Annotated in this window: 14 protein-coding genes and 1 pseudogene; 6 read left to right on the top strand and 9 right to left on the bottom strand. The window is 70.0% G+C overall.

The window, feature by feature from the left end; genetic code table 11:
• The coding region (locus tag ACFY12_RS35545) for a beta-ketoacyl synthase N-terminal-like domain-containing protein (protein WP_390720129.1) at positions 1 to 5,481 on the top strand (5,481 nt) is incomplete at its 5' end.
• Here ACFY12_RS35545 and ACFY12_RS35540 read toward each other — a convergent pair.
• From ACFY12_RS35540 to ACFY12_RS35520, 5 genes are all read right to left on the bottom strand, one after another.
• Entirely contained in the window at positions 5,383 to 5,991 is a 609-nt protein-coding gene (locus tag ACFY12_RS35540; protein WP_390720128.1) for a hypothetical protein, read from the bottom strand. The genes ACFY12_RS35545 and ACFY12_RS35540 overlap by 99 nt on opposite strands.
• The gene (locus ACFY12_RS35535; RefSeq protein ID WP_390720127.1) at positions 5,988 to 7,241 is read right to left on the bottom strand and encodes an MAB_1171c family putative transporter; all 1,254 of its coding nucleotides are present in this window, start codon (positions 7,239 to 7,241) and stop codon (positions 5,988 to 5,990) included. Before ACFY12_RS35535 ends, ACFY12_RS35540 begins: the two co-directional genes overlap by 4 nt.
• 1 nt (position 7,242) lies before the next feature.
• Positions 7,243 to 7,926, bottom strand: a complete 684-nt coding sequence (locus ACFY12_RS35530) for a hypothetical protein (RefSeq protein WP_390720126.1) — start codon at positions 7,924 to 7,926, stop codon at positions 7,243 to 7,245.
• Between the two features lie 161 nt (positions 7,927 to 8,087).
• Positions 8,088 to 8,600, bottom strand: coding sequence for an XRE family transcriptional regulator (locus tag ACFY12_RS35525; RefSeq protein ID WP_390720125.1), 513 nt, complete (start codon positions 8,598 to 8,600; stop codon positions 8,088 to 8,090).
• Between the two features lie 454 nt (positions 8,601 to 9,054).
• A complete protein-coding gene (locus ACFY12_RS35520; RefSeq protein ID WP_390720124.1) occupies positions 9,055 to 10,620 on the bottom strand; it encodes an AMP-binding protein in 1,566 nt (521 codons plus the stop codon).
• Positions 10,621 to 10,992: 372 nt separating this feature from the next.
• Here ACFY12_RS35520 and ACFY12_RS35515 point away from each other — a divergent pair, with 372 nt between their 5' ends.
• Positions 10,993 to 12,129 carry a serine hydrolase domain-containing protein gene (locus tag ACFY12_RS35515; protein ID WP_390720123.1) on the top strand — a complete coding sequence of 379 codons (1,137 nt, stop codon included), beginning with the start codon at positions 10,993 to 10,995 and terminating at the stop codon, positions 12,127 to 12,129.
• 256 nt (positions 12,130 to 12,385) lie between these two features.
• Positions 12,386 to 13,060: an HdeD family acid-resistance protein gene (locus ACFY12_RS35510; protein WP_390720122.1), complete on the top strand. Its 675-nt coding sequence runs from the start codon at positions 12,386 to 12,388 to the stop codon at positions 13,058 to 13,060.
• 48 nt (positions 13,061 to 13,108) lie between these two features.
• Here ACFY12_RS35510 and ACFY12_RS35505 read toward each other — a convergent pair whose 3' ends face one another.
• On the bottom strand, positions 13,109 to 13,387 hold the full coding sequence (locus ACFY12_RS35505) for a hypothetical protein (RefSeq protein ID WP_390720121.1): 279 nt from the start codon (positions 13,385 to 13,387) through the stop codon (positions 13,109 to 13,111).
• Positions 13,388 to 13,644: 257 nt separating this feature from the next.
• On the opposite strand from ACFY12_RS35505, the gene ACFY12_RS35500 reads away from it, so the two are divergent.
• Positions 13,645 to 14,190 carry a GNAT family N-acetyltransferase gene (locus tag ACFY12_RS35500; RefSeq protein WP_390720131.1) on the top strand — a complete coding sequence of 182 codons (546 nt, stop codon included), beginning with the start codon at positions 13,645 to 13,647 and terminating at the stop codon, positions 14,188 to 14,190.
• A gap of 44 nt (positions 14,191 to 14,234) precedes the next feature.
• Here the strand turns inward: ACFY12_RS35500 and ACFY12_RS35495 are convergent, their stop codons facing one another.
• Positions 14,235 to 18,248, bottom strand: a complete 4,014-nt coding sequence (locus tag ACFY12_RS35495; RefSeq protein WP_390720120.1) for a hypothetical protein — start codon at positions 18,246 to 18,248, stop codon at positions 14,235 to 14,237.
• A 19-nt stretch (positions 18,249 to 18,267) separates the two neighbouring features.
• Positions 18,268 to 21,147: a hypothetical protein gene (locus ACFY12_RS35490; protein ID WP_390720119.1), complete on the bottom strand. Its 2,880-nt coding sequence runs from the start codon at positions 21,145 to 21,147 to the stop codon at positions 18,268 to 18,270.
• Positions 21,148 to 21,444: 297 nt separating this feature from the next.
• Between ACFY12_RS35490 and ACFY12_RS35485 the strand changes: the two genes are divergently transcribed.
• Entirely contained in the window at positions 21,445 to 22,710 is a 1,266-nt protein-coding gene (locus ACFY12_RS35485; protein WP_390720118.1) for a hypothetical protein, read from the top strand.
• 1 nt (position 22,711) lies between these two features.
• A pseudogene (locus ACFY12_RS35480) lies at positions 22,712 to 22,954 on the top strand (RNA polymerase subunit sigma-24); the annotation flags it as partial.
• Between the two features lie 139 nt (positions 22,955 to 23,093).
• On the opposite strand, the gene ACFY12_RS35475 reads toward ACFY12_RS35480, so the two are convergent.
• Positions 23,094 to 23,234 (bottom strand): transposase (locus ACFY12_RS35475; protein ID WP_390720130.1); only part of this gene is annotated, 141 nt, incomplete at its 5' end.

Genomic DNA, 23,234 nt, shown 5'->3' with positions numbered 1-23,234 from the left:
CATGAGTTGACGCGGGAGCTGGGGCTGGATCTGTCCGCCTTCGTTCTCTTCTCCTCTTTTGCTTCCACGATGGGTGGTGCGGGTCAGGGCAACTATGCGGCGGCCAATGCTTTTCTGGACGGGCTGGCGCAGTACCGACGGGCGCAGGGGTTGCCTGCCCAGTCCCTGGCCTGGGGCCTGTGGGAGCAGGCCAGTGCGATGACCGGCCACCTCGACGACGGGGACCTGACCCGTATGGCCCGGGCCGGCATGACCCCGCTCCGCTCCGGCGAGGGCCTGGAGCTGCTGGACCTGGCACTGGGCACGGACGACGCCGTGCTCATGCCCGTGCATCTGGACCTCCGCGCCCTCCGCAAGCGGGGTGGGGAGGTACACCCCCTGATGCGCGGCCTCGTCCGTACCGTGTCCCGGCGCTCGGCGAACGACCGGACCGGTACCGCGGCCGACGCGGCCTCCGTGCTCGCACAGCGCCTTTCCGGGCTGCCGGATGAGGAACAGCGGTCCCACATACTGGAGTTGGTGCGCTCCTTGGTGGCCGTGGTCCTCGGCCACGCCTCGCCGGCGTCCGTGGAGGCGTCCCGCGCCTTCAAGGACCTGGGCTTCGACTCACTCACGGCCGTGGAGCTGCGCAACCGGCTGAGCGGGGCGACCGGACTGCGGCTTCCGGCGACGCTGGTGTTCGACCACCCCACGCCGCTGGCACTGGCGGACTTCGTACGCGGTGAGGTGCTGGGGTCCGGGGGCGCGGCGGCCGGGTCCGCCGCCCGTACGGCCCGGCGCCCCACTGCCGGTGAGACCGACGACCCGGTGGTCATCGTGGGCATGGCCTGCCGCTACCCGGGCGGGGTGCGCTCGCCCGAGGACCTGTGGCGTCTGGTGGCCTCCGGCGGAGACGCGGTGTCGGTGCCGCCGACCGACCGCGGCTGGGACCTGGAGGCGCTGTACGACCCGGACCCGGACCAGCCCGGCACCACGTACGTACGCGAGGGCGGATTCCTCTACGACGCAGGCGAGTTCGACGCCGCCTTCTTCGGCATCTCCCCCCGCGAGGCCCTGGCGATGGACCCGCAGCAGCGCCTGCTGCTGGAGACCTCCTGGGAGGCGTTCGAACGGGCGGGCATCGACCCGCAGCGTGCGCGGGGCAGCCGCACCGGTGTCTTCGCGGGCGTGATGTACCAGGACTACACGGCGCGGCCGATCTCCGTCCCCGAAGGCGTCGAGGGCTTCCTGGGCACCGGCACCTCCAACAGCGTGGTCTCGGGCCGGATTTCCTACACCTTCGGCCTCGAAGGCCCCGCGGTGACCGTGGACACCGCCTGCTCCTCCTCCCTGGTCGCCCTGCATCTGGCAGCCCAGTCACTGCGGCAGGGCGAGTGCGATCTCGCACTCGCCGGTGGCGTCACGATCCTCTCCACGCCCGGCGTGTTCATCGACTTCAGCCGGCAGCGCGGGCTGGCCACCGACGGCCGCTGCAAGTCCTTCGCCGACGCGGCCGACGGCACCGGCTGGGGCGAAGGTGCCGGCATGCTCCTGCTGGAGCGTATGTCCGACGCCGTGCGCAACGGACACCGGATGCTGGCGGTCGTACGGGGCTCCGCCGTCAACCAGGACGGCGCCAGCAACGGCCTGACCGCCCCCAACGGCCCCTCCCAGCAGCGCGTCATCCGCGCCGCGCTGGAGAGTGCGCGGCTCTCCGCCGCCGATGTGGACGCGGTGGAGGCACACGGCACCGGCACCCGCCTCGGTGACCCGATCGAGGCCCAGGCCCTGCTGGCCACCTACGGCCAGGGGCGGGAGCCCGGCCGGCCCCTGTGGCTGGGCTCGCTGAAGTCGAACCTCGGCCACACCCAGGCCGCGGCCGGCGTCGGCGGCGTCATCAAGATGGTGATGGCCATGCGGCACGGCGTACTGCCGCGGACCCTCCACGTGGACCGGCCGACTACTCACGTGGACTGGTCGGCCGGTGCCGTCGAGCTGTTGACGGAGTCCCGGGAGTGGCCCGAGGCCGGACGCCCGCGCCGCACCGGTGTCTCCTCCTTCGGCGTCAGCGGCACCAACGCCCACGCCATCCTCGAACAGCCCCCGCTCCCGGCATCCCCGCTCCCGGCACCCTCGCCCCGGAGCCCCGGGCAGGCGGAACAGTGCGGAACGATCACCCCTTGGATTCTCTCCGCCAAGGACACCGCCGCCCTCCGCGCCCAGGCCACCCGTCTTCTCGCCCGCCTCACCGCCCACCCGGCCGACTCCGCCCCCTCCCTTCACGACATCGGCCACTCCCTGGCCACCACCCGTACGGCCTTCCCCGAACGCGCGGTGGTCCTGGGCTCCGAGCGCGACGACTTCCTGCGCGGCCTGACGATGCTGTCCGAGGGAACATCGGCACCGGCCGCCACTGTCTCCGGCACGGCGGCCGAAACGGCCCCGCTGGCGGTGCTGTTCACGGGGCAGGGAGCGCAACGACTAGGCATGGGGCGGGAGTTGTACGACCGCTTCCCCGTCTTCGCCGATGCCTTCGATGCGATATGCGCTGAGCTGGACGCGTATCTGGACCGCCCACTACGCGAGATGATCTTCGAGGATGCCGATGCGCTCGACCGGACCGGCTGCACACAGCCCGCGTTGTTCGCGGTCGAGGTGGCGCTGTTCCGTCTGGTGGAGTCGTGGGGCATCCGCCCGGACTACGTGGCCGGCCACTCGATCGGCGAGCTGACGGCCGCACATATGGCCGGGGTGTTCTCGCCGGCCGACGCGGCCCGGCTGGTCGCGGCCCGCGGCCGGCTGATGCAGGCCCTGCCCTCAGGCGGCGCGATGGTGTCGTTCGCTGCGACGGAGGACGAGGTACGAGCGGAACTGGACGGCGTGACCGGTGTGTCGGTCGCAGCGGTCAACGGCCCCCGCTCCGTCGTGATCTCCGGCGACGAGGACGAGGTCACGGCCGTCGCCGACCGTCTCACCGCCCGCGGCGTGAAGACCAAGCGCCTCCGGGTCAGCCACGCCTTCCACTCCCCGCATATGGACGCCGTGCTGGACGACTTCCGCAAGGTGGCGTCCGAGCTGTCCTACGAGGCCCCCGCCCTGCCGCTGGTCTCCAACGTCACGGGCGAGCTGGCGACGGCGGAGGAGTTGTGCTCGCCGGAGTACTGGGTCCGCCATGTCCGCGAGGCGGTCCGCTTCGCCGACGGCATCCGTACGCTGGAACGTGAAGGCGCCCGCGTCTTCCTGGAGCTGGGCCCGGACGCCGTACTGACGGCCATGGCCGGCGACTGCCTGCCGTCCGGATCCGACGCCGTCCTGATCCCCTTCCTCCGCCGCGACCGCCCCGAGGAGCAGACGGCCCTCGCCGCCCTCGCCCACCTCCACGTCACCGGTGTACGCGTCGACTGGTCCTCGTTCTTCCCGGGAGCCCGCCGGGTCGAGCTCCCCACCTACCCCTTCCAGCGCCGCCGCTACTGGCTGGAGACCGAGCTCCCCGAGCCCGTGGCACCCGCCGCCGACGACGCCTTCCACCACCTCCGCGAAACCCTCGAACGCGGCGACCTCGCAGCACTCGCCGAGGAGCTGAACGTCGACGAGGACGCCCTGAGCGCCGTCCTCCCCGCCCTCACCTCCTGGCACCGTGACCAGCACACCCGCCCCACCCTGGACGGCCTCCGCTACCGCATCACCTGGAAGCCACTCCGCGACGACGGGCCCGCGTCGCTGTCGGGCAACTGGCTGGTGGTCACCCCGCCCGACGCCGACCCCGACACGGTCACCCGCATCACCCACGCCCTGACCGCCCACGGCGCCCACCCCCTGGTCCACACCCCGGACAGCCTCCCCACCGTCACCGAATCCCTCTCCGGCGTCCTCTCCCTCCTCCCACTGGCCACCGTCACGGGAGAGACCGAGGCCACGGGCAGGACGGAGGCCACGGCAGAGACCGGCACCACGGAGGAGAGAGACGTCATCGAGCCGACGACCGCCCTCCTCCACGCCATAGCGGCCGACGGCATCGAAGCCCCCGTCTGGACCGTGACCACCGGTGCAGTGTCCGTCTCGCCGTCGGAACCGCTCACCCACCCCTCCCAAGCCCAACTCCGCGTCCTGACGGGCACCTCCACCCCTGCCCCCCTCCACGGCATCGTCGACCTGCCCTCCCACCTGGACGACCGTGCCACCGAACTCCTGGTCCACGCCCTGGCATCGGACGAGAACGAACTGGCGGTCCGTACCTCCGGTCTGTCCGCCCGCCGTCTCGTCCCCGCACCCCGGGGCCCGTCCACTCCCGACATTAGGCTCCCGGGCGGCACGGCCCTCCTCTCCGGCACCCTGGACCCCGCCACCGCCGCCCGTACCGCCCACTGGCTCGCCCGCCATGGCGCCGCCCACATCCTCCTCGCCCCCATGGGCGCGACGGCGGACACCGCGACGGAACTCTCAGCGACCGTACGACGGGAGACCGACGCCTTGGGCGTCGAGGTGACCGTCTGCCACGGCATCGACGGATCGCATGGACTCGACGGGCCGCATGGACTCGACGGATCGCATGGCCTCGACGGGCTGGATGGCCACTACGGGCCGCATGGCCTCTACACCCTCGCCGCCACTCTCACCACGACCCTGACCACTCTGCCCCCCGAACGCCCCCTCACCGCCGTCGTCCACTTCGCCTTCCCGGACCACGACCACGACTCGACCGTCGCTCACATCGCCCTCACCGAACACCTCAACACCCTCACCACCACCACCGACCGCCGCACACTCTCCACCCTGGAAGCATTCGCCCTGATCACCTCCCCGGACGCCGACAGCGCTCCCCTCACCGAGGCATTCCAGGCCCTCGCCCACCGCCGCCGCCAACACGGCCTGCACGCCACCACCCTCATCACCACCTGGCCGGGCACGGCCACCCCGGCACCGGGTATGCGCCCACTCCCCACCACCCTCGAAGACCACCTCCTGCACCAAGCCCTCGTCCCCGGCTCCCACACCCTCCTCATCGCCGACTTCGACTGGCACAGTCATCCGGCCGCCGACACCCCCCTCTACCGCGGCATCGCGCAGTCCACCCCCGGCCAGACCCCGACAGCAGCCGCCCTGCCCCCCGCCGAACTCCCGCTCCCCGACCAACTGAAGACCACACCCGCGGAGGACCACCTGGCCTTCACCACGGCCTGGGTCCGCGCCCGCGCCGCCGCCACCCTCGGCCACGACACCCCCGAATCGGTCCCCCCGAACGCCCAGTTCACCGATCTCGGCTTCACTTCCCTCGGCGTCGTCGAATTCCGTAACCACCTCCAATCCGCAACCGGACTTTCCCTTCCTGCCGCCCTCATCTGGGACTACCCCACCCCAGAAGACCTCGCCACCCACCTCCTCGCCGCCCTCGGTTCCACCACCTCAGCGCAGAAGGGAGAACACGGTGCCGGCGACCGCTGGGCCGAGGAGGGTGCCGACGATGACCTGGGCGAGGGTGTGGTCCCGCAGCTTGACGCGTGACCAGCCGACCAGTGCGACCAAGGGGTAGGCGCACAGGGCCCAGGGGCCGTAAGCGAGGGCGAGCATCGTGAGGGCGCCGGAGGAGACGGCGGTGTGCACCGATACCTTCCAGACGAGGGTGATGACGAGTATCGCGATGAGCGTGATGAGCATCGCGATGACCAGCGCGGTCATCTCGCTCGGTGCGCCGAGCAGCGTCATGAGGGCGATACCGGCGGTGACCGAGGCCATGATGCCGGGGATGACGATGAGCCGGTCCTGGCGGCGCCGGACGTGACGGTCGCCCCAGTGGCCGCGCTTCTCGCCCCATTTGATGAACAGGACCGGGATCACCGCGGAGAACAGCGCGGCGACCAGGCCCCAGCCGATACCGGCGAGCCGGTCGGCGTGCCAGCCCATCAGTGCCGTGACGGCGATGATCCAGGTCTTCGGTTCCAGGCCGTCGGTGATCAGGCGCGCCGTGCGGGATTCGCCGGCCGCGTCGGTGTGGGGGTGGGTGCCGGTCGTCATATGTGCTCCAGCCGGTGTTCGGTGGCAAAGGCTTCGGCGGTGGGGGAGTGGTACGCCTCGCAGAGCTGCCGGAGGCGTGCGACCTCGATGTCGAAGTCGAAGTTGAAGTCGGAGTTGGAGTGGGATTCGGGGTGGGAGTCTGCGTCGGGGTGGGATTCGGGGTGGGAGTCCGAGTCGGAGTGGGGATGCTCCGGGGAGACCGGGCGCTCATCGGCCGAGTCGATCAGCGGTCGGGCTCCGGCATGTTTGGCCTCGCACGCGGCCCGCAGCCAGAGGGCCTCGGCCAGTGTGGTGCGGTGCTCACCGTCTGGTACGGCCTGTGCGGCACGGCGGTCGGCCTGCTCGCGCAGGTGCGGGGGCGCGTAGGAGGCGAGGATCAGGGTGGCGTCGCGAATCTCTATGACCTGGCGGTGGAGGCGGATCCGCGGGCCGCGGTGGTGGGGGGTGTCCAGGACGATGTCGGGCACCGCGCCGGTGAGGGAGCTCCACAGGGGCCGGAGCCGGCGCAGGGTGTGCCAGTCGCTGAAGCTGCGCCACAGCACGCCGCATGCGGGGATCGAGTTGCCGATGATGATGAAGGCGATGGCGGTGTACTCGATGATGTCGGCGACGGTCTGGGTTGTCCGGTCGTCGGTGAGGAAGCGGTGGCCTGCGAGCCGGGTCAGCATGTGGGCCATGCGAAAGGCGGTGTAGAGCGCGCCGGCGGCGGTGCCGATGCCCAGGAGGCGGAGCCCGAGGCGGAGCCAGGCGGCTCCGGCATGGCGGCTGTAGCCCATGAAGAGCCGGGTCGCGATCGTCATGCTGACCCCCAGGTAGCCCAGGAAGACGCTGCAGTAGGCGGTGCCCAGTGGGGAGCCGGTGTGCGCCGCGAAGAAGTTGTCGGCGTTGTAGGGGCGTGGGGTGAGGGCGAACAGGAAGGTGAGTGCGGACGCGCCGATGAGTCCGAAGGCGGTGAGTACGCGGAGGCTGGTGCGGGTGGCCTGGGGGCGGGCCATGGAGATGACGAATTGCAGGATCGCGCTACAGCCGAGGATGCCCAGCAGGTTCTTGCCCAGCGTGGCCAGGTTGTTGATGCCGGTGGCTCCGTTGAGGAGCCCTTCGACGGCAGGGTGCCCCAGGGTCATGGCGGCGGCCACGGAGGTGAAGGCGATCCACACGGGGCGGTGCTTGACCACGCGGACCGCGGACGGCAGACGCCATATGGCCACGGTCCAGAGCGCGGCTAGGACGACGAATTTGAAGGGGTGCATGCTATCGGCGTACCGGATGTCCGAAGGTGTCGTTGAGGCGGGTGAGGACACTGGTCGCCTCGTCGGAAGTGGGACGTGCCTCGTTGCGACTGGCCCGTTCCAGGATGAGAGTGGCCAGGGTCTCCGCGTCCCTCTCCTGGCGATTGGCGAATTTCGTGCGTCCGAGGAGATGGAGAATGCGGTCGGCTGACAGGCCGAGCTCGCTGTCGATGGGCCGTGCTGCCGCGGTGAGGGCACGGATGCGGTCGGCTTCGGCGCGCATGATCTCCGCGATCGGGAGTTCCGGCCGGCCGAGGGTGTCGACGGCCTGGGTGGTGCGTGACAGCAACCTCTCGAAGTGGTCACTCACCGCGGCCAGTTCCTCCTCCGTGGCGTCTTCGCCCACGTCGAGCTGGGGGGCGACATGACCGAGGAGCATGTGCGAGATCTCGTGCAGGATGATCTGGACGCGCAGGATGTCAGCGGCGGTCGCGTCGTAGAAGACGAGGTCGGCGGTGTCCAGACCGATCCAGATGCCGCAGGGCAGGTCCGGGTCCGGTGATCCGTCGAGCGGGAGGAGAAGGAGCGGGCGGCCGCGCTGCTGAGCGATGGACTCGCAGAAGACCTTCAGGTCGAAGGGGTGCGGGATCTCCAGCTCACTTGCCGCGGCGACGCAGGGACTGACCGGGCGCTTCCACCACCGCATGCCTTGCCACTTCCCATTTCCGTCCTGCGGCGGCTGGACTGCTCGGGGTCGCCTTGTTCCAGGCCGTTGTCTTCGGTCACGGGCTTATGGGCAGCCAGTGACGCCGGTCGACCAGTGTACGGGTTGACCGGAAGGGGGCACGGGCAGGGCGGAGACCGCGGCTACTGTGGCTGCCCGTGACGCCGGGACCTGCGGATCTCGACCTCCGGCAGGCCTTCGGCCTGGCGGGCGCCGTCGACGATGCTCTTGATGCCCCGAAGTGCGTTGGCGGACAGTCCGCGTAGGCGGAAGGCCACGGCCCGGACGTCCTTGTCCTCCAGGGCGTCGGCCAGTTCGTTGCCGGCCCTGGCTCGCTCCGCTCCTTTTTGGATCTCCCGGATGCGCGCGTCCACAGCGGCGGTGGCCTCGTCGTCGAGGAAGTAGCGAGCCCCGACGCCGAAGAAGTCCCCCAGCGCTCGCAGGGAGTCGACGCTGGGGTTGGTGACCTTGCCGATGGCGATGTTGTGAATGGTGCCGTGCGAGACCGTGGGTCCGCCGTCCGCTGCCCGTTGCCGGATCAGCTCCGCGATCTCCTGATAGCTGTACGGCCCGCGGTCCTTGGGGTGGAGCGTCTCGATCAGGTAGCCCAGTTTCTGGGCCATGGTGCGCCCCTCGGCGGGCGGCTGGTCACCCATCGCCGTGATCACTTCTCCCATCCCGTCGCCGGGTCACCGCTGACGGCGGTTGATTCTAGCCTCATCTACTCGACTGGATGATCAAGTGTCGAACCGGCTGTGGTCGAGTCTATCGAACTTGACGCCTACGGGGCGACGGTGCGTATATTCGTGCTCGCCATCCAGTTGGATGGATGGCGGCGGACAGCTGTGATCTGGAATGATCCATTCTGTTGGGGAGTGTACCTGGCGGACGGTTCTTGATCCTGCCGGCCGTCGCCGGGGACTCACGCACTCGCGAGCGTTGCGAGGAGCGGTGCGCTGAGGTCCCACGTCACACCGGTGGCGTGCCGCCCCATCGGGGGAGGGGCGGCCCGTCGCTGGCGATGATCTCCACCGGGGCGCCGGTCCGGCGCTCCTGGGCGTCCGGTCGCCCGTTCGGGGGCGGGAGATCGTGAGGGTCGGCGAACCAGGGTCAGGTGCCGAGCGTGGCCCGCAACCGCTTCTTGTCGGGCTTGCCGACGGGGGTGAGCGGGATGTCCGGGACGAGGTGCACGGCGGCCGGGGCGTTCATCGCGCCCTTGCGCTCGGTGACGAAGTCGCGGAGCGCGCCGTGCTCGGGACGGTGCCCGGCCGCCGGGACGACCGCGATATGCACTTCCTCGGCGGCGTCCGCGCCGCGCACCCCGAAGACCGCGCAGTGGGCGACTGCCGGGTGGGTGAGCAGCAGGTCCTCCAGCTCGTGGGTGTAGACGTGGCCGCCCACCACAACGATCATGTCCTTGAGGCGGTCGACGATATAGAGGTAGCCGTCGACGTCGAGGTAGCCCAGGTCTCCGGTGTGCACCCAGCCGTCGCGCAGGACCTGCGCCGTGAGATCGGGCCGCTGCCAGTAGCCGGTCATGGCCTGTCCGGAGCGCACCCGTATCTCCCCGACCTGACCGGCCGGTACGGGGCTGCCGTCCTCGGGGTCGTGGATGGCGATCTCGACGCCCGGTATCGCCCGCCCGACCGTGGCCTGCCCGTCCCTGGGCATGTCCTGGTGTTCCTGCGGCCCGATGACCGTGACGGCGCCCGCTTCGGACTGCCCGTATCCGCCGTACAGGACCGTCCCGAACACCTCGTGGGCCTGGCGGAGCCTGGACGGGGAGGCGGCGCAGCCGCCGTAGCTGATGCGGCGGATGCTGCTCAGGTCGGTGGTGGCCAGGGCGGGGTGGTCAAGGAGGCGGTAGATCAGCGGCGGCAGCAGCCACAGGTGCGTGATCCGCTCGCGCTCGACGGTAGTGAGCACCGCGTCCGGGTCGAACTCCCGGTGGAGTACGACCGATCCGCCCGCCAGCAAGGTGGCGTCGGCGATGTTGCCCGCGACGTGGGCGAGGGGTGTGCAGGCCAGGAACCGGGGTGGCGCGCCGGCGTCGATGGAGCCGAAGGCGAGCATGGCCTCGTACGGGCCGTGCGGCATCCGTACGCCCTTGGGGACGCCGGTGGTCCCTCCCGTATGGCGGATGCACCAGTCGTCCTCGGGGCGGGCGGTGCCGGGGACGGGGTCGGCCGGGTGTCGCGCGGCGTGCGCGAGCAGGTCCTCGCCCAGCGGGCTCGGCCCGAAGGCGCACACCTGTGGCGGGCGGGCCAGGCGCAGCAGGCGCTCGGCGGCCTGAGACCAGTCGGGGTCGAGGATCAGCAGGTCGGTGTCGACGCTGCGGGCGATCTTGGCCAGGGTGTCGGGGGACATGCCCTGATAGAGGGAGACCACTCTGGCGCCCAGCAGGTTGGCGGCGTAGCGGGCGACCAGAACCTCGGGGCGGTTGCCGGTGAAGAACGCGACGGTGCTGCCGCGCCCGATGCCCCGGGCGGTCAGCTCCCGGGCGACGCGGTACACGCTGTCACGGAGCTCGGCCGCGGTCACTTGTCGGCCGTCCGCGGCGGTGATCACCGGCTCGGAGGGGCGGCTGGACAGTGCGTGAGCAATGGCCTCGACATAACAGCGAAACGTACCGCTCGGAGCGGAATTCGCCGGAGATGCAGGGAAATTGGGGTGCACGGAGTATGCCTCCCTACTCTTGTAGGCGATTGCTACTTATTGCCACTGATTGCTACTGAAACGGAACGTTACCTTCCGGTAGGTCCAGGAAAGCGAAGCAGGGATGAACAGCGGGTAAGAAATGGGGTCGGCCGGGCGCTGCTGACGACGTGGTCCGCGAGATCCGCCAACCCCATCGCCTCAAGGTCACGCTCCAGCTCCAGGGTCGGTATCGGCGCCCCGTAGGGCGGGGGTTGGCCGGGGAAGATCTCGTGCATGAAGCGCCTGGACCAAAGAATTTCACCTGTCCTCATTTCACCTGTCCTCCATTCCCGCGTATTACGTTCCCTGTGTTCCGTTGCCTGCATTCCGCGCTTTCCATGAGGAGAACAAGTGAGACAGCAGATCCGTGTCCGGCGACCTGCGGCCTTATGCGGCACGGCGATTGCGGCCGTGCTGGCGCTGTCCGTACCGGCGCAGGCCGCCCCGGCCGACGACCACGCCGCCACCCAGAAGGCGCTCAACGCCTTCCAGGCACAGACCGGTCCGGGAGCGGGCGTCTACGCCGGCGACCACACCGGCTCATGGCATCTCAGCGCCGGTACCGGCACCGTCAACACCCAGCAGCCCATCCAGCCCACCCAGCACTTCCGTGCCGCCAGCCAGACCAAGACGTTCACCGCGGCCGTGGTCCTCCAACTGGTCGACGAAGGCAAGGTCTCCCTCGACACACCGATCGAGCGGTACCTGCCGGGCGTGGTCGACGGCAACGGCTACGACGGCAACAAGATCACCGTCCGGCAGCTCCTGCAGCACACCAGCGGCATCCCCACCAACAACACCCCGCAGCCGAAGCCCAGCCCCGACGGCACCTACACCCTGGCCGCGCTGGTACGCGACGGGCTGCGCCTCCCCCCGGCCTCCGCGCCCGGGACCGCCTGGCACTACTCCAACACCAACTACCAGATCGCCGGCATGCTCATCGAGAAGGTCACCGGCCTGCCGGTCGGCGAGGTGATCACCCGCCGGATCATCGAGCCGCTCGGCCTGCGCGAGACCACCTTGCCCAAGGCGGGCGACCGGTCGCTCCCCGCCCCGTACGTCCACGGGTACAAGGGCGGCCGCCTCGGCCCGGTCTTCCTGTGGGTCGACGCCACCAAGGATCTGGAACCTTCCCTGTTCAACAGCGCGGGGGCGATGATCTCCACCCAGCAGGACCTGACGACCTTCGACCAGGCGCTCCTCGGCGGCAAGGTTGTCTCCCCGGCGGGCCTGGCCCAGATGCGGAAGACCGTCCCCGTCGGCGGGGGCGGTGACGGCTACGGTCTCGGCCTGAGCAGCCACAACCTGCCCTGCGGCGGCACGGCGTGGGGACACAGCGGCTCGGCGCCCGGCTACATCTCGATGACCCTGGTCACCCCCGACGGCCGCCATGCCTCGGTGCTGACCAACGCCCAGATCGAGTCCCCGAAGATGGTCGACGTGCTCGACTCGGCGCTGTGCGAGCAGACCGCGCTACGAGGAGACTGAGACCGCACTACGAGGAGACTGAGATCGCGCTACGAGGAGACTGAACGAAGCCCAGGAGCCCCCATGGATCCCGGCGGGCACGTGGGGGCTCCGGAAAATCCCCGGCTCCAGGCAGGGCGCGGGTGCGCTACCGCTGCGACGACGGCTCCGGCGCACCGTAGGACGACGTCCTTCCCCGAGCGGGACAGGGCCGCAGGGGTGACCATGGAAGTGTCTTCAGCCGACCATGCTGTTTTCCATGAGAGAGGTGGGCGGCATGACATCCCCCTCCGAATCCTCCGGCAACAGCCCGCCACAGCCACAAGGCACCTCCCCGGGCGCCGAAGCCCTGGGCGCCATAGCCAACCTCGGTTGGCAGGCCCTGGTCACCATCGGTCTGGCGTCGATCGCTCTGGGTGTGGTCGTTCTGTCGTGGCCGGGCGGGACACTGCGAGTCGTCGGAGTGGTCTTCGGCATCTACCTGTTGGTCGCCGGTGTCTTCCAACTGGCCGCGGCCTTCGGCGCACATGTTCCTGGACATCTGCGAGCACTGCACTTCATCGCAGGAGCGCTCTGCGTACTCCTCGGGCTCGTCTGCTTCCGGGGCACCCTGCAATCCATCCTGCTGCTCGCCCTCTGGATCGGGTTCGGTTGGTTGCTGCGCGGCATCATGATGACGGCGACCGCGGGTTCGTCTCCCGACATACCCGCACGTGGTTGGCAGCTCTTCCTGGGAATCCTCACGCTGCTCGCAGGCATCGTGCTGATCGTCTCACCGTTCGGCTCGATCGCCGCGCTCACCCTGGTAGCGGGCATCATGGCCATCGTCCTGGGTGCCGTGGAGGTGTTCCACGCCATCCAGTTGCGTGTCGCGGCCGGCCGTCTTACCCGGGGCACCGCAGCCAAGCAGCGGTGGTCCCTGTTCCACAGACACCCGCATCCGCAGCACTGACCGGGCGAAGCGGTCGGGTTCGTGAGGGGAGTGCCCCGGCTCACCGGCTCAGGTGAAGCGCGCCGCGAGCTGATGTCGTGCGGTATTCCAGACGCTCTCGAAGTGCTCAGCCGTCAACGGCTCCGGCGCGTGGCCTTCCCACTCGGACACGGGACACTCGGCGGTGATGCCGTACTGCATGTCGGGGTCCGTGTCCCGGGCGGCGGCGACGGGCCGAAGCTCGGCCCCTCGGAGTTCGGCTTGTCGGCTGACCCAGCCGTCGTCGCCAACCTCGAAGTAGAACCAGGTGTCTTCCTCGTCCCAGTAACTGCGGAACCACGTCGTCATGCACTCATGATCACGCACCGCGCGCAGCAACTCTGCCGTGACGAGGGGGGAAGAGGTTGTGTCCGCCGAGGTCTTGCGGCACACCCGGACCGACGACGGCCAACTGGTCAAAACGGAACTGTCTAGTGCCGTGACCGGTGAAGGTTCGCCGGGTTGATGGTGGGGATACCGGATTACGGGTTCTGTCCGATGTCGGGCTGTGGCACGATGCCGCGGTGATCACCTCACCCACACCGCCCGTCGTTCCCGCAGGCCACATGGCCGAGCTGGAACAACCCGTGCTCGCCCTCCCCGGTGGTCTGGAGCTGCGCCCCTGGCGCGTCAGCGATGCGGACACCTTGGTGACCGCCGGCCAGGATCCGGCGATTCGCCAGTGGAACCGACTGGTCGTGCCCTCGCCGACGGAAGCGCGCAAGCGGATCGAGCGCATGCATGAGCGTTGGCGGGACGAGCAGAGCGCGATATGGGCCATTGCTGAGCCCGGCAGCGGTCAGGCCGTGGGCCTGGCCGGCTGGGGTGATATCGACCTCGCCGGCGGCAGTGCCGAAATCCTGTACTGGATTCTGCCCGCAGGACGCGGCCGCGGTGTCATGGCCGAGGCCGTGAAGCGGCTCAGCCAGTGGGCGTTCGACGACCTTGGCCTGCACCGGCTCCGGCTGTGCCATGCGGTGGCCAACCCGGCATCGTGCCGAGTGGCGGCGAAGACCGGCTTCTCTCTCGAGGGAACGATGCGCAGCGCGCTGTTGCATGAGGACGGGTGGCACGATGAGCATCTGCATGCCCTGGTGCAGGGCGACATCTGATAGGCGACATCTGATAGACGACGTCTGATAGCAGGGCATCGGCGCTACAGCGGCACGGTGTCGCTGTAGATCAGCTGTCTGCCCAGCGGGCCGAAGTCCTCGCTCGGGGCGAAGTCCGAGCCGGACAGGGCTTCTTCCGTCACCAGCAGCCGCAGTGGGCCGGGTGGCAGCGGCGAGGGCAGGGGGAACTGGCCGGTGTAGGTCTGTACATGGCTGTGGGAGTCCTCGGTCTCCAGGAACAGTTCGCTCCCCTCGGCCGTTGTCCAGGCGAGGGCCTCGTCCTCGAGGGCGGGATCGCGGGACTGGAGGGACACTATGACCTCCGGGACCAGGGAATCGGTGAGGTAGTTCGGTCCCGAGAGGGTGAGAGTCAGCGGGTCGGTTCCCTCGGCCGTCAACAGCCGCTTCGGCAGCGTTCTGAGGACGGGAGTGTGCACGATGGGGGAGAGGTGCTGGCCCTCCAGCGAGTGTGGCTGGTAGCGGGCCAATGCGAGGCGTACGAAGGGGAAGTACGCCTCGCCGGTGTCGAGATCCAGGTCACAGAACCAGAGGCCGCTGTCTTCGTCGAACTGCGGCGCGTACCCCACCGCCGTCACCGTGAATCCGTCGAAGAAGGCGGTCGGGTCCGGCAGTACCAGTGAGGTCCGGACGTCGGTGGCTCCGGGGAAGTGCTGCGCGGTCGGGAAGGAGACCGGGGCGGACCGGTGCATGGGGTCGCGGCCCATCACGGAGATGAACGGGTCGGAGCCGCGCTCCGGTTCCATGCCCTCGTCGGTGACGAGCACCGCGAGCAGCTCTCCGTCGCCGGAGGTGAACCACGGCCGGGCGAGCCAGAGCCGCAGCCCGCCGCCGCGTCGCAGCCGGGTGAAGGGGCCGGGCAGGCTCCCGGACGTCTCGAAGGCGAGGGTGGGCAAGCAGTCGAGGACCTGGGGCGCGGCCGGCTGGGCGCTGCTGAGGACCACGTGCTCCACCAACTCGCCCCGTAGGGACAGCAGATCCCGCTCGGGCTGTTCGGTGAACTCGGGCGGGAAGCAGTCGCCGAAGGGCGAGGTCGCCACGGGTTCGTAGCGCACCAGGCGGTGCTTGGTGTCGCCGAACTGCTGGGCCTCGGGGGTGGCGGGGAGGATGCCCTGGTCATGGGCCGCGGCTTCGGCGGCCGCCGTGCTGAAGAAGAGGGCGGTGTCGGTGAGGGTACTGGGAGTGTTGTTGATGTCGACACCGTCGTCGAAGGGGGTGGCGAGGGCGAGCGGCAACTGGAAGACGGGGGCGGCCATCTCCAGCGGCTCGTCCCGCGGCCCGGGCTCGTTGAGGTCGTCGACCCGCTCGGTCCAGTGAGCGAGCAGATCGATCCGCTGGGTGCTGGGCGGGTCCAGGTCGACGAACCCTGCCAGGTGTTCCTGGGTGTCCCCGGGAACGCGGCTGTCGATGTCGAAGAGGGTGAGGGCCGGTGTGTTCAGGGGGCGCTGTACGGCGTGGACGAGGGTCAGCTCGTGCCAGGGAGTGAGCATCCAGTGCCGGTGGGCGCGGGCGGCCGCCATCACCTGCTCGAAGCGTGCGTCTCCGCCGAGGGCGTCCCGGCACCAGTGCAGCATGCCGAGGATCTTCTCGTTGACCACGGCGGACTTCGAGCTGACCCGGACGGTCCGTACCGCGGCCTTGGGCAGGGAGACCGTGAGCACGCGGGCGGCCGCGTCCAGCTGGGGCGGGGCGGTGCCCTCGACCAGGCGAAGCCGCAGGGACCTGGGGGCGTGCCAGGCCGGGCCGTCCCAGGGGACCTCGAGGCGGTCTTCGGGGTTTCCGGACAGTCCGTGGAAGACCACGCCCAACGAGAGGGGATCGGGCAGGTAGGGCAGCTCGATCCGTTCGCCCGTGTGCACGACGTACTGCTGCGGTGGGCCGTCACCGGAGGCCGGCAGGTCGACAACGGTGACTCCGTCCAGGCCGGGGTCGTCCAGCCGGCCGCTCTCGCGGACGGCGAGGTCGTACGCGGCTCTGCGGGCCTGGGGATCTGCCGAGGCGATGGCCGCGTCGAACAGGCCGTGCCGTTCGACGCACTCCACAGAGCTCTTGGGGGCGACGAGGTGCCGTTCGTCGGCCGGCCGGTAGGGCGGCTGGTGCGCGCCGCCGGAGACCGGCGGGGCGGCGTTGAACTGGTCCGCGTACTCCTGGGGGGATTGCTCCTTGGTGCTGCGGATGACCATCCGGTGCGCCGACTCGCCCTCGGCGAGGGGCGCCCGCGGCAGCAGGACGGGCGCGGGCACCGCCTCGTACCGGCGGAACACCTCGCCGCCGGTGTTGGGCAGCAGCAGGACGTCCTGGTCCATGAGCCGCTCGGCGTCCTCCAGGGTGGGCCCGTTGCCCGCGAGGTCGACGGTACGGACCCTCAACCGGTACGAGCGGCCGAACCGCAGTCGGGGCAGCGATCCGGGACGGGTCTGCGCCTCGATCTCCAACGGCATGGTGGTGGCGGCCCGGTTCGCGATGCGGCGCGGACCGGCCGCCGCGCCGGCACCCTCGTTGTCATCAGCCCCCGCTTCGACCAGTGCCTTGCCGGGCCGCGGCGCGGACAGGGCCCAGCCGTCCCAGCTGACGACGTGCTCGTGGACGTGGATGCGCGGTACGGGTCCCTCCGGCTGGGCCAGGCTGACCTGCAAGAAGCCCTCGTCGGTGACGGTGCCGAGCGGTTCGGCGACGCCGGGCGAGTGGTAGTCGACGACGCGTTCGTGGAGGGAGAACCACCGCTGCCTGCTCTCGTCGAAGACGTCGATGCGGTGGCCGCGGACCAGGTCCTCGGCGGTCAGCGGCGCCGGACTGCCGTCCGTGACGGACTGCTGCTGCGCCGCCGCGTGCCGGAAGTCCTCCTGCAGGCTCTGCGCGCGGCCGCCTCGAACCAGCGCGAGGCCGGTGGTGCGGACGCTCGGCGGAGTGGTCGGCTCCGCCCGGGTGCCGTCCGGGGAGACGTCCTGGGGACCGTTCGGGGAGACGTTCTGGGGGAAGTTCGGGGAGACGTCGCCGGGCACCTGGGACGCCCCGGCCGCGGCGATCAGCTTCAGGTTCACGCCGTCGATATCGGCCTGTTCGAGGGAGTACTGGGACTCGGGCAGCGCCATCAGTCCGCGGGCCGGTGGGCCGAGCGGGTCGCTGCCGGCGGAGGCGGCGCAGAACTCCTCGCCGGGGACCAGGACGTAGCGGGTGGCGGGCGTCAGGTCCTCGGTGGCGGCATCCGGCAGGAGGGAGGCGAAGCGCGGGGAGAGGGCCAGACCGAGCGTGCCGCGGGTGGGCTTCAGCTGCTCCACCGGCACGCTGAGGTCCACGACCAGGCCGAGCCGGCGCAGCAGTGCGGGGTGGTCACCGAGCGAGGACAGCATCTGATGGAAGTCGATCACCGGTGTCGTCGGCCGGGGCGGCGGATCGGACCGTACGGCGGAACCTCCGGTGAGCTCGGTGAAGGGCAGTTCGCGCTGGTGGAAGGCGAGGAAGGCGTCCTGGGGGCTGAGCTCGGGCTGGGCCGGGCCGTCGGGATCGGCGAGGGCGAGCTGATCGGCGTCGGCCAGGGCCCCGGCGATGCTCTGCAGCCGGGACGTCATATCGCCGGGTGCGGCGAAACCCATGGTCTGGCTCATGTCGGTGGCGGTGGGCAGTTCGTCGGGGAACTGGGCGGCGGCTCCGGCGAAGGCCACGCGGGTGTCGTCGGCCAGCCGCTTCGCCGGGTAGGACACCTTGACCGTGCTTCTGAAGTCGTCGAACTCGAACGGGACGACCAGGGTTTCGCGGGCGAAGAAACGCTTCCACAGGGCGGATTCAGGGGGTGGGCCGATCCGGTCGAGCGGGCCGATCTCGGTGTCGGTGGGGGTGCCGTCCCGGTCGGTGACGTCGACGAAGAACTGGGCGGTGGCCAGCCGGGCCGGCCAGTCGAGGAAGTCCGGGAAGTCGGCGAGGGTGACTTCCTGGTCGGCGCCGAGCCGGGGCGCGACGAAGACGGAGATCCTGGCCGACGTCCCGTCCGGGGAGACACCGGCGGGGAGGACGACCCATTGGATGCGTTGCAGTCTGCTCACGGGAGCCTCCCGTTGACGGCTAGGCGTCGGAGTGGAAGGAGAGGCAGTACCGGTCCCAGTCGGCTGGTCCGACGAGGTCGCCGAAGCCGGTGCCGAGGGGAGCCTCGCGCAGTCCCCGCGACCCGGGTTCGAGCGCCGAACCACCGAAGCGGCGCTGCAGGCCGAGGCTGACGGACTTGCTGAAGAAGGCCACCTTCACACTGACGGTCACGGTCCCCTCGCCGAACACCTCCGACGTACCGTTCGCCTCGTCCGCAACGTACGTGAGCTGAAGTCGGAACTCCACCGACACCGTGACCAGCCCGAGGACCGACAGATAGCCGCCGCAGCGAAGGTAACCGGTGAGGGTGACGGAGTTGGCGGTCAGCGCGAAGTAGATACCGGCCATCAGATGGATGCCACCGCTGGCGACGCCCAGGTCGAGGGAGGCGTTTCCGCCGAACTCCAGGGAGCCTTCGACGAGTTCCACGCCCCGGGTGCTGACGATCATGGAGAAGAATCCGCCGCCGCCGAAGAGGGCGACGCTCAGGTTGAAGGGCTGGTGCCGCTCGGAGACGGAGAAGCGGAACGAGGCCGGACGCTCGTCGAGGGGGACGGTCAGTGCGGCGGTGAGGGTGACGTTGGTCAGCGAGAAGACGCCGAAGGGGACGGCCGGGACGGCGAGCGAGTAGCCCGCGGTGATGCCCGTCGGCCGCACCTCGGTGAATGCGCCCTTGCCGAAGCCGTCGGCCGGGAGCAGGTTCTTCAGGGCGTTGACGAACTGCAGCGCGTTCGCGAACTCCACCTTGAGCCCGGCGGCGGTGAGGTCGGGGCGGCTGCCCGGACGCGTGGTGAAGGCGAGCCGCCCGATGCGTACGGTGACGATATCGGCGAAGGAGAGGGCGAAGCCGGTGAACTCTCCGCGTACCGCCGACTGTTCCACGGCCTTGGCGGAGACGGTGGTGGTGGCCTCCATCCTCAACGAGGCGCCCGATACCTCGATCGTGGCGATGCCGGCCTCGTCGAGGGACACCGAGCCCGGTGTGAGCCGAGGCTTCCACAGGTACCGCACCTCACGGCCCGCGGCGAGTTCGCGGGCCCGCATGATCGGTACCGGCAGCAGCTTCGAGGACTGCCCGCTCAGCCGGCGCAGGATCTCGTCGTCGTCCAGGCGCACGAGCTCGCGGAGGTCCGCGGGCTCGACCGGAGCGAGCAGGGTGAACAGGTCGATCACGCCCAGCAGTTTGGCCGTGCCGAAGATCTCCTGGAGCTTGTCGACGGAGAGTCCCTGGGCGGCCGCCTGGAGGCCGGCGAAGTCGCGCGGAAGCAGCCCGGCCCGGGAGGTGACCGCCTGCACCACGGTGTCCGGCCGGGCGATTCCGCCGCCCTTGCCGCCCGCGAAGCTGACCGGCACCTCGTCGAGCAGGTTGAGGAAGGCGCCGGTGGCCTGACCGTCCGTACCCGCGGCGAGATACGCGTCGTGCAGGGTGACCTGGCGTTCGGTGATCAGCCCGGTCAGCTGTTCCGCGGCAGGCACCCGTACCTGCGCGGTTTGCATGGCGGGCAGCATGCGCAGCGGGCGGCCGGGCGCCTCGGCCATGGTCAGCACGACCGAGCCAACGGGCAGGGTCGTGGCTCCGGGCGCGTCATCGGGCGGCTCGGCGAGCGCCGCGAGCTGCCCGTTGAGGCCGGCCGTCCGGCGGTCCTGGAAGGCGGGGTCGCGGTACATGTCGGCCAGGCTGCCGTTGCCGGCGTCGCGGGCGCGTACGAAGACCAGCGGCATGGTGAAAGTGACGGTGCGTCCCGCGCGGTCGGTGCCGAGAAAGCCGAACCGGTACGGCAGCCCGGTGTCCTGCCGTGTGACCCAGAAGGGGCCGTCGAACGACTCGACCACCGGGGGCGTCATGGTGTCGGTGATGCGCAGCGACGCGAACGCCATCTCCCGCCCCTCGTGGTCGCGGTAGCCGGCCCCCGGCCCGTAGAAGACCTCGGGTTCGCTGACGGTGATACGGGTCTCCTGCTGGAGGTAGGCGGTGGACGTGCCGTCACCAGCGGTGGAGAACTTGCGCTCACTGGTGCGTACGAGCAGGGCCCGATGTCCGGTGCTGAGGTAGCCCCGCTCGACGACCTGCACGAACTGGTCGCGGCCGAGCTCGGCGCTGTGGTGGTACGCCTGCAGGCCGAGGCCCGCCGGTTCCCACTCGCCCGCCATCCGCACGGACGCGCCGAGCGGGGTGAGGACGAAGCGTTCGGCGCGCAGGGGCTGGCGCACCGGCCCGCCGTTCACGCCGACCAGGGAATCATCGCTGGTGAGGGCGACCAGATCGATCAGGTTGTCCTCGGTGAGGGGCAGGTCGGTGCGCGGTGGCCGGTCGCGTGGAGTCGCGACGGCGCGCAGCAGCACGTCGCTGTCGAACGGTCCGCGCAATGCGACGTTGAAGAGCTCACAGCGTCCGCCGAGGACCACCGGCTCCGTGGGGACCCGCCAGACGACCTGTCCCATGTGCCCGAGCATCACCCGGGTCGGGAACTCGATGAGGGTGCGGGGGACGCCCCCGAAGACATTGGGGACGGCAGGGTCGTCGGGGAAGCCTGCGGGGACGCTCAACGACTCCAGGAAATTCCAGTCCAGCAGCGCGGTCACGGAGAGCTCGACGGAGTTCTCCCCGTCGGGGAGCCTGAACACCAGCGTGCTGTCGCCCGAGACGAAGGTGGGCACGGTTTCCGGGAAACCGGAGACCTCGGGCGGGGGAACCACGGTCTCGCTGATGTGCTGCGCCGGCACGGTGAAAGTCAACAGCGCGTCGGCGTCCGGGTCTTCACGTACGAGAAGCGCCCCGTCCCGCCGGAGGTTGGTCGTCTCGACGAACATCAGCAGCAGATCCTCGACCCGCAGCATGAAGAAGCGCTCGGTCGTCATGGGCGCTGCCTTCCGGTGGGGGGCAGATGCCGGACATGGCTGCAGATGCCGAACATGGCCGATGGGCAGATGCCGGATACGGCCTTTTCAGTATGGCGAACGGGTGAGCGGGGCGCATCCCGAGCCCATCGGGCTGTCGGTGACCGCGGTCGGCGGCGGTGCGGGCCGGTACCCGGGGGGGCTAGCGTGGAAGGAGGCTGCTGTGCCCCGTGTACCGGTCGACGTCCCGGTTGACCACCACCCCTGCCCCTCCCTCTCCTACCTCTAGGTGGATCCAGTACCTCTAGGAGGATCACGATGTCCTCCACCGTCCGCATCGCCGGCGCACTGCCCACGCCGGACGACAACCCGCGCTTCAGTGTCATCTTCTCCGGCGGCTGGTCGGTGACGTACGACTGGGTGGCGGACCGTGTAGCCACCGTGGGCGCGCCGGTGCAGCCGCTGTTCCCCGCTCCCTTCGACCGCGACCTGGACGGCGCGCTGCTCGGACAACGGGCGTTCAGCGACTTCGAGTACATCTTCCAGGGCGGCAACTACCAGCGGATCCGCCTCGTCGGACTGCAGCCCGACGGCGACCCCGCCTCCACAGCGGACAACTGGGACCTGCCGTCCGACTGGACCACGCTCGACGCTGTCTTCCCAGGCGGCGGGGTGAAGAGCGGCTTCGCCTACTTCTTCCACGGCCCGGACTACGTCCGCTTCGACTGGCAGGCCAACGCGGCCTCGGCTAACTACCCGAAGGCGATCGGCCCGAACTTCCACACCAGCGGCGACTTCACCCACGACCTGGACGGCGAGATCACCGGGCTGCGGTCCTTCGGCACCAAGGCGTACCTGTTCCGCACCGTCACCACCAGGGTGGACAGGGACGGCCGGCAGAACCCGAGCGGCGGCTTCGTCGTGAACGCGCCGGTCTACTGCCGTTACGACTTCAACGGGGAGGTCGTCGACAACACCGTCACCGATCCGGCCGACGTCGTCGGGCTGTGGAACGGGCTCTTCCCGCTGCTGGATGCTGGATCCGCCGTCGAGCTCGCCCTGACCTGGATCGGCGGGGCCGAGGCGGCAGTGGCCGCCACACCGCTCGCCCCCGCCACCCTGACGGCGTTCGGGCACCACTTCATGACCAGTGCCCCGGACGCGACCGTGGTCGACACGGTCCGCGACCGACTCCGGCAGATCCGCGAGCGCCTCACCGCGATCCCGGACCAGTTCCAGTGGACCCCGGGGCTGACGGTCTCGGCGCAGACCCGGCCTGGTGTACTGACCGAGGTCGGCGACAAGTTCTCGACCCTCCGCGGCCCCAACGGCCGGGCTGCGACGCTGATCCACGAGGCGTGCCACTTCCGCTTCGACTCGGACATCGACGTGCCCGAGTGGTCGGGTGAGGTCGTCGACGGCGTGCAGCAGCCCCAGGCCATCAGCAACGGCGTCACCATGCCCCGCTACAGCACCATCCCGACGTCCGACGCACTGGTGAACCCGAGTTCGTACGCCGCGTTCGCGCAGGAGACCGCGCTTGGCGAGGACACCCGGTTCGGTGCCGCCCGTCCCCAGCTCTGAACGGCCCGTCGTGGGGGCCGACAAGGTGGGCCGCCTGCTGGCCGCGGGGCTGGGCAGGATCACCGCGGTGTGGCTGCGGCCGGTGCAGGTCAATGGCCACCCGGCGCTGATTCTCCGGCAGGACGGCGAGATCGACACCGTCGTGACGGTGCGCATCGACGACGGCCTCATCACCGGGTTCTACGCCGTGCGCAATCCCGACAAACTGTTGCACATGCAGCGGGAGACCGCCCTGCGCCGCTGAGCCCACCCGGGCGAGCCGGCCACCCCGGTGTCGTGTCTACCTCTGATCTTGCGCAGTGCACCGTCCTTCAGGGCGGTGGTGAAGCGCATTTCAAGGCTGCTCTGACCCGCATCATGGACGCGCGTCTGCACTGTTGGCCTCAGCTCACGGGACGCTGCTGGTTGTCGATGTTCTGGCGTACGACAGTGAGCGGCGCCCCTCCGCATGAACCGGCGAAGTAGGAGCCGGACCAGAAACGTCCGCCCCACAGGTACCGACGGACGTGGGTGTCGTACTCCTT

This window comes from Streptomyces sp. NPDC001339 (genome assembly GCF_042895955.1).
Taxonomy (GTDB): Bacteria; Actinomycetota; Actinomycetes; order Streptomycetales; family Streptomycetaceae; genus Streptomyces.
Note: the sequence above shows the minus strand (reverse complement) of the source record. Positions and strands in the feature narration are given on the sequence as shown.

What these genes read in the sequence shown, in the direction of transcription:
- ACFY12_RS35500 (WP_390720131.1), top strand. Translation starts at nt 13,645, where the DNA reads ATGGCCGAGCTGGAACAACCCGTGCTCGCCCTCCCCGGTGGTCTGGAG.
- ACFY12_RS35525 (WP_390720125.1), bottom strand. Translation starts at nt 8,600, where the DNA reads ATGGGTGACCAGCCGCCCGCCGAGGGGCGCACCATGGCCCAGAAACTG.
- ACFY12_RS35540 (WP_390720128.1), bottom strand. Translation starts at nt 5,991, where the DNA reads ATGACGACCGGCACCCACCCCCACACCGACGCGGCCGGCGAATCCCGC.
- ACFY12_RS35505 (WP_390720121.1), bottom strand. Translation starts at nt 13,387, where the DNA reads ATGACGACGTGGTTCCGCAGTTACTGGGACGAGGAAGACACCTGGTTC.
- ACFY12_RS35530 (WP_390720126.1), bottom strand. Translation starts at nt 7,926, where the DNA reads ATGCGGTGGTGGAAGCGCCCGGTCAGTCCCTGCGTCGCCGCGGCAAGT.
- ACFY12_RS35535 (WP_390720127.1), bottom strand. Translation starts at nt 7,241, where the DNA reads ATGCACCCCTTCAAATTCGTCGTCCTAGCCGCGCTCTGGACCGTGGCC.
- ACFY12_RS35490 (WP_390720119.1), bottom strand. Translation starts at nt 21,147, where the DNA reads ATGACGACCGAGCGCTTCTTCATGCTGCGGGTCGAGGATCTGCTGCTG.
- ACFY12_RS35485 (WP_390720118.1), top strand. Translation starts at nt 21,445, where the DNA reads ATGTCCTCCACCGTCCGCATCGCCGGCGCACTGCCCACGCCGGACGAC.
- ACFY12_RS35510 (WP_390720122.1), top strand. Translation starts at nt 12,386, where the DNA reads ATGACATCCCCCTCCGAATCCTCCGGCAACAGCCCGCCACAGCCACAA.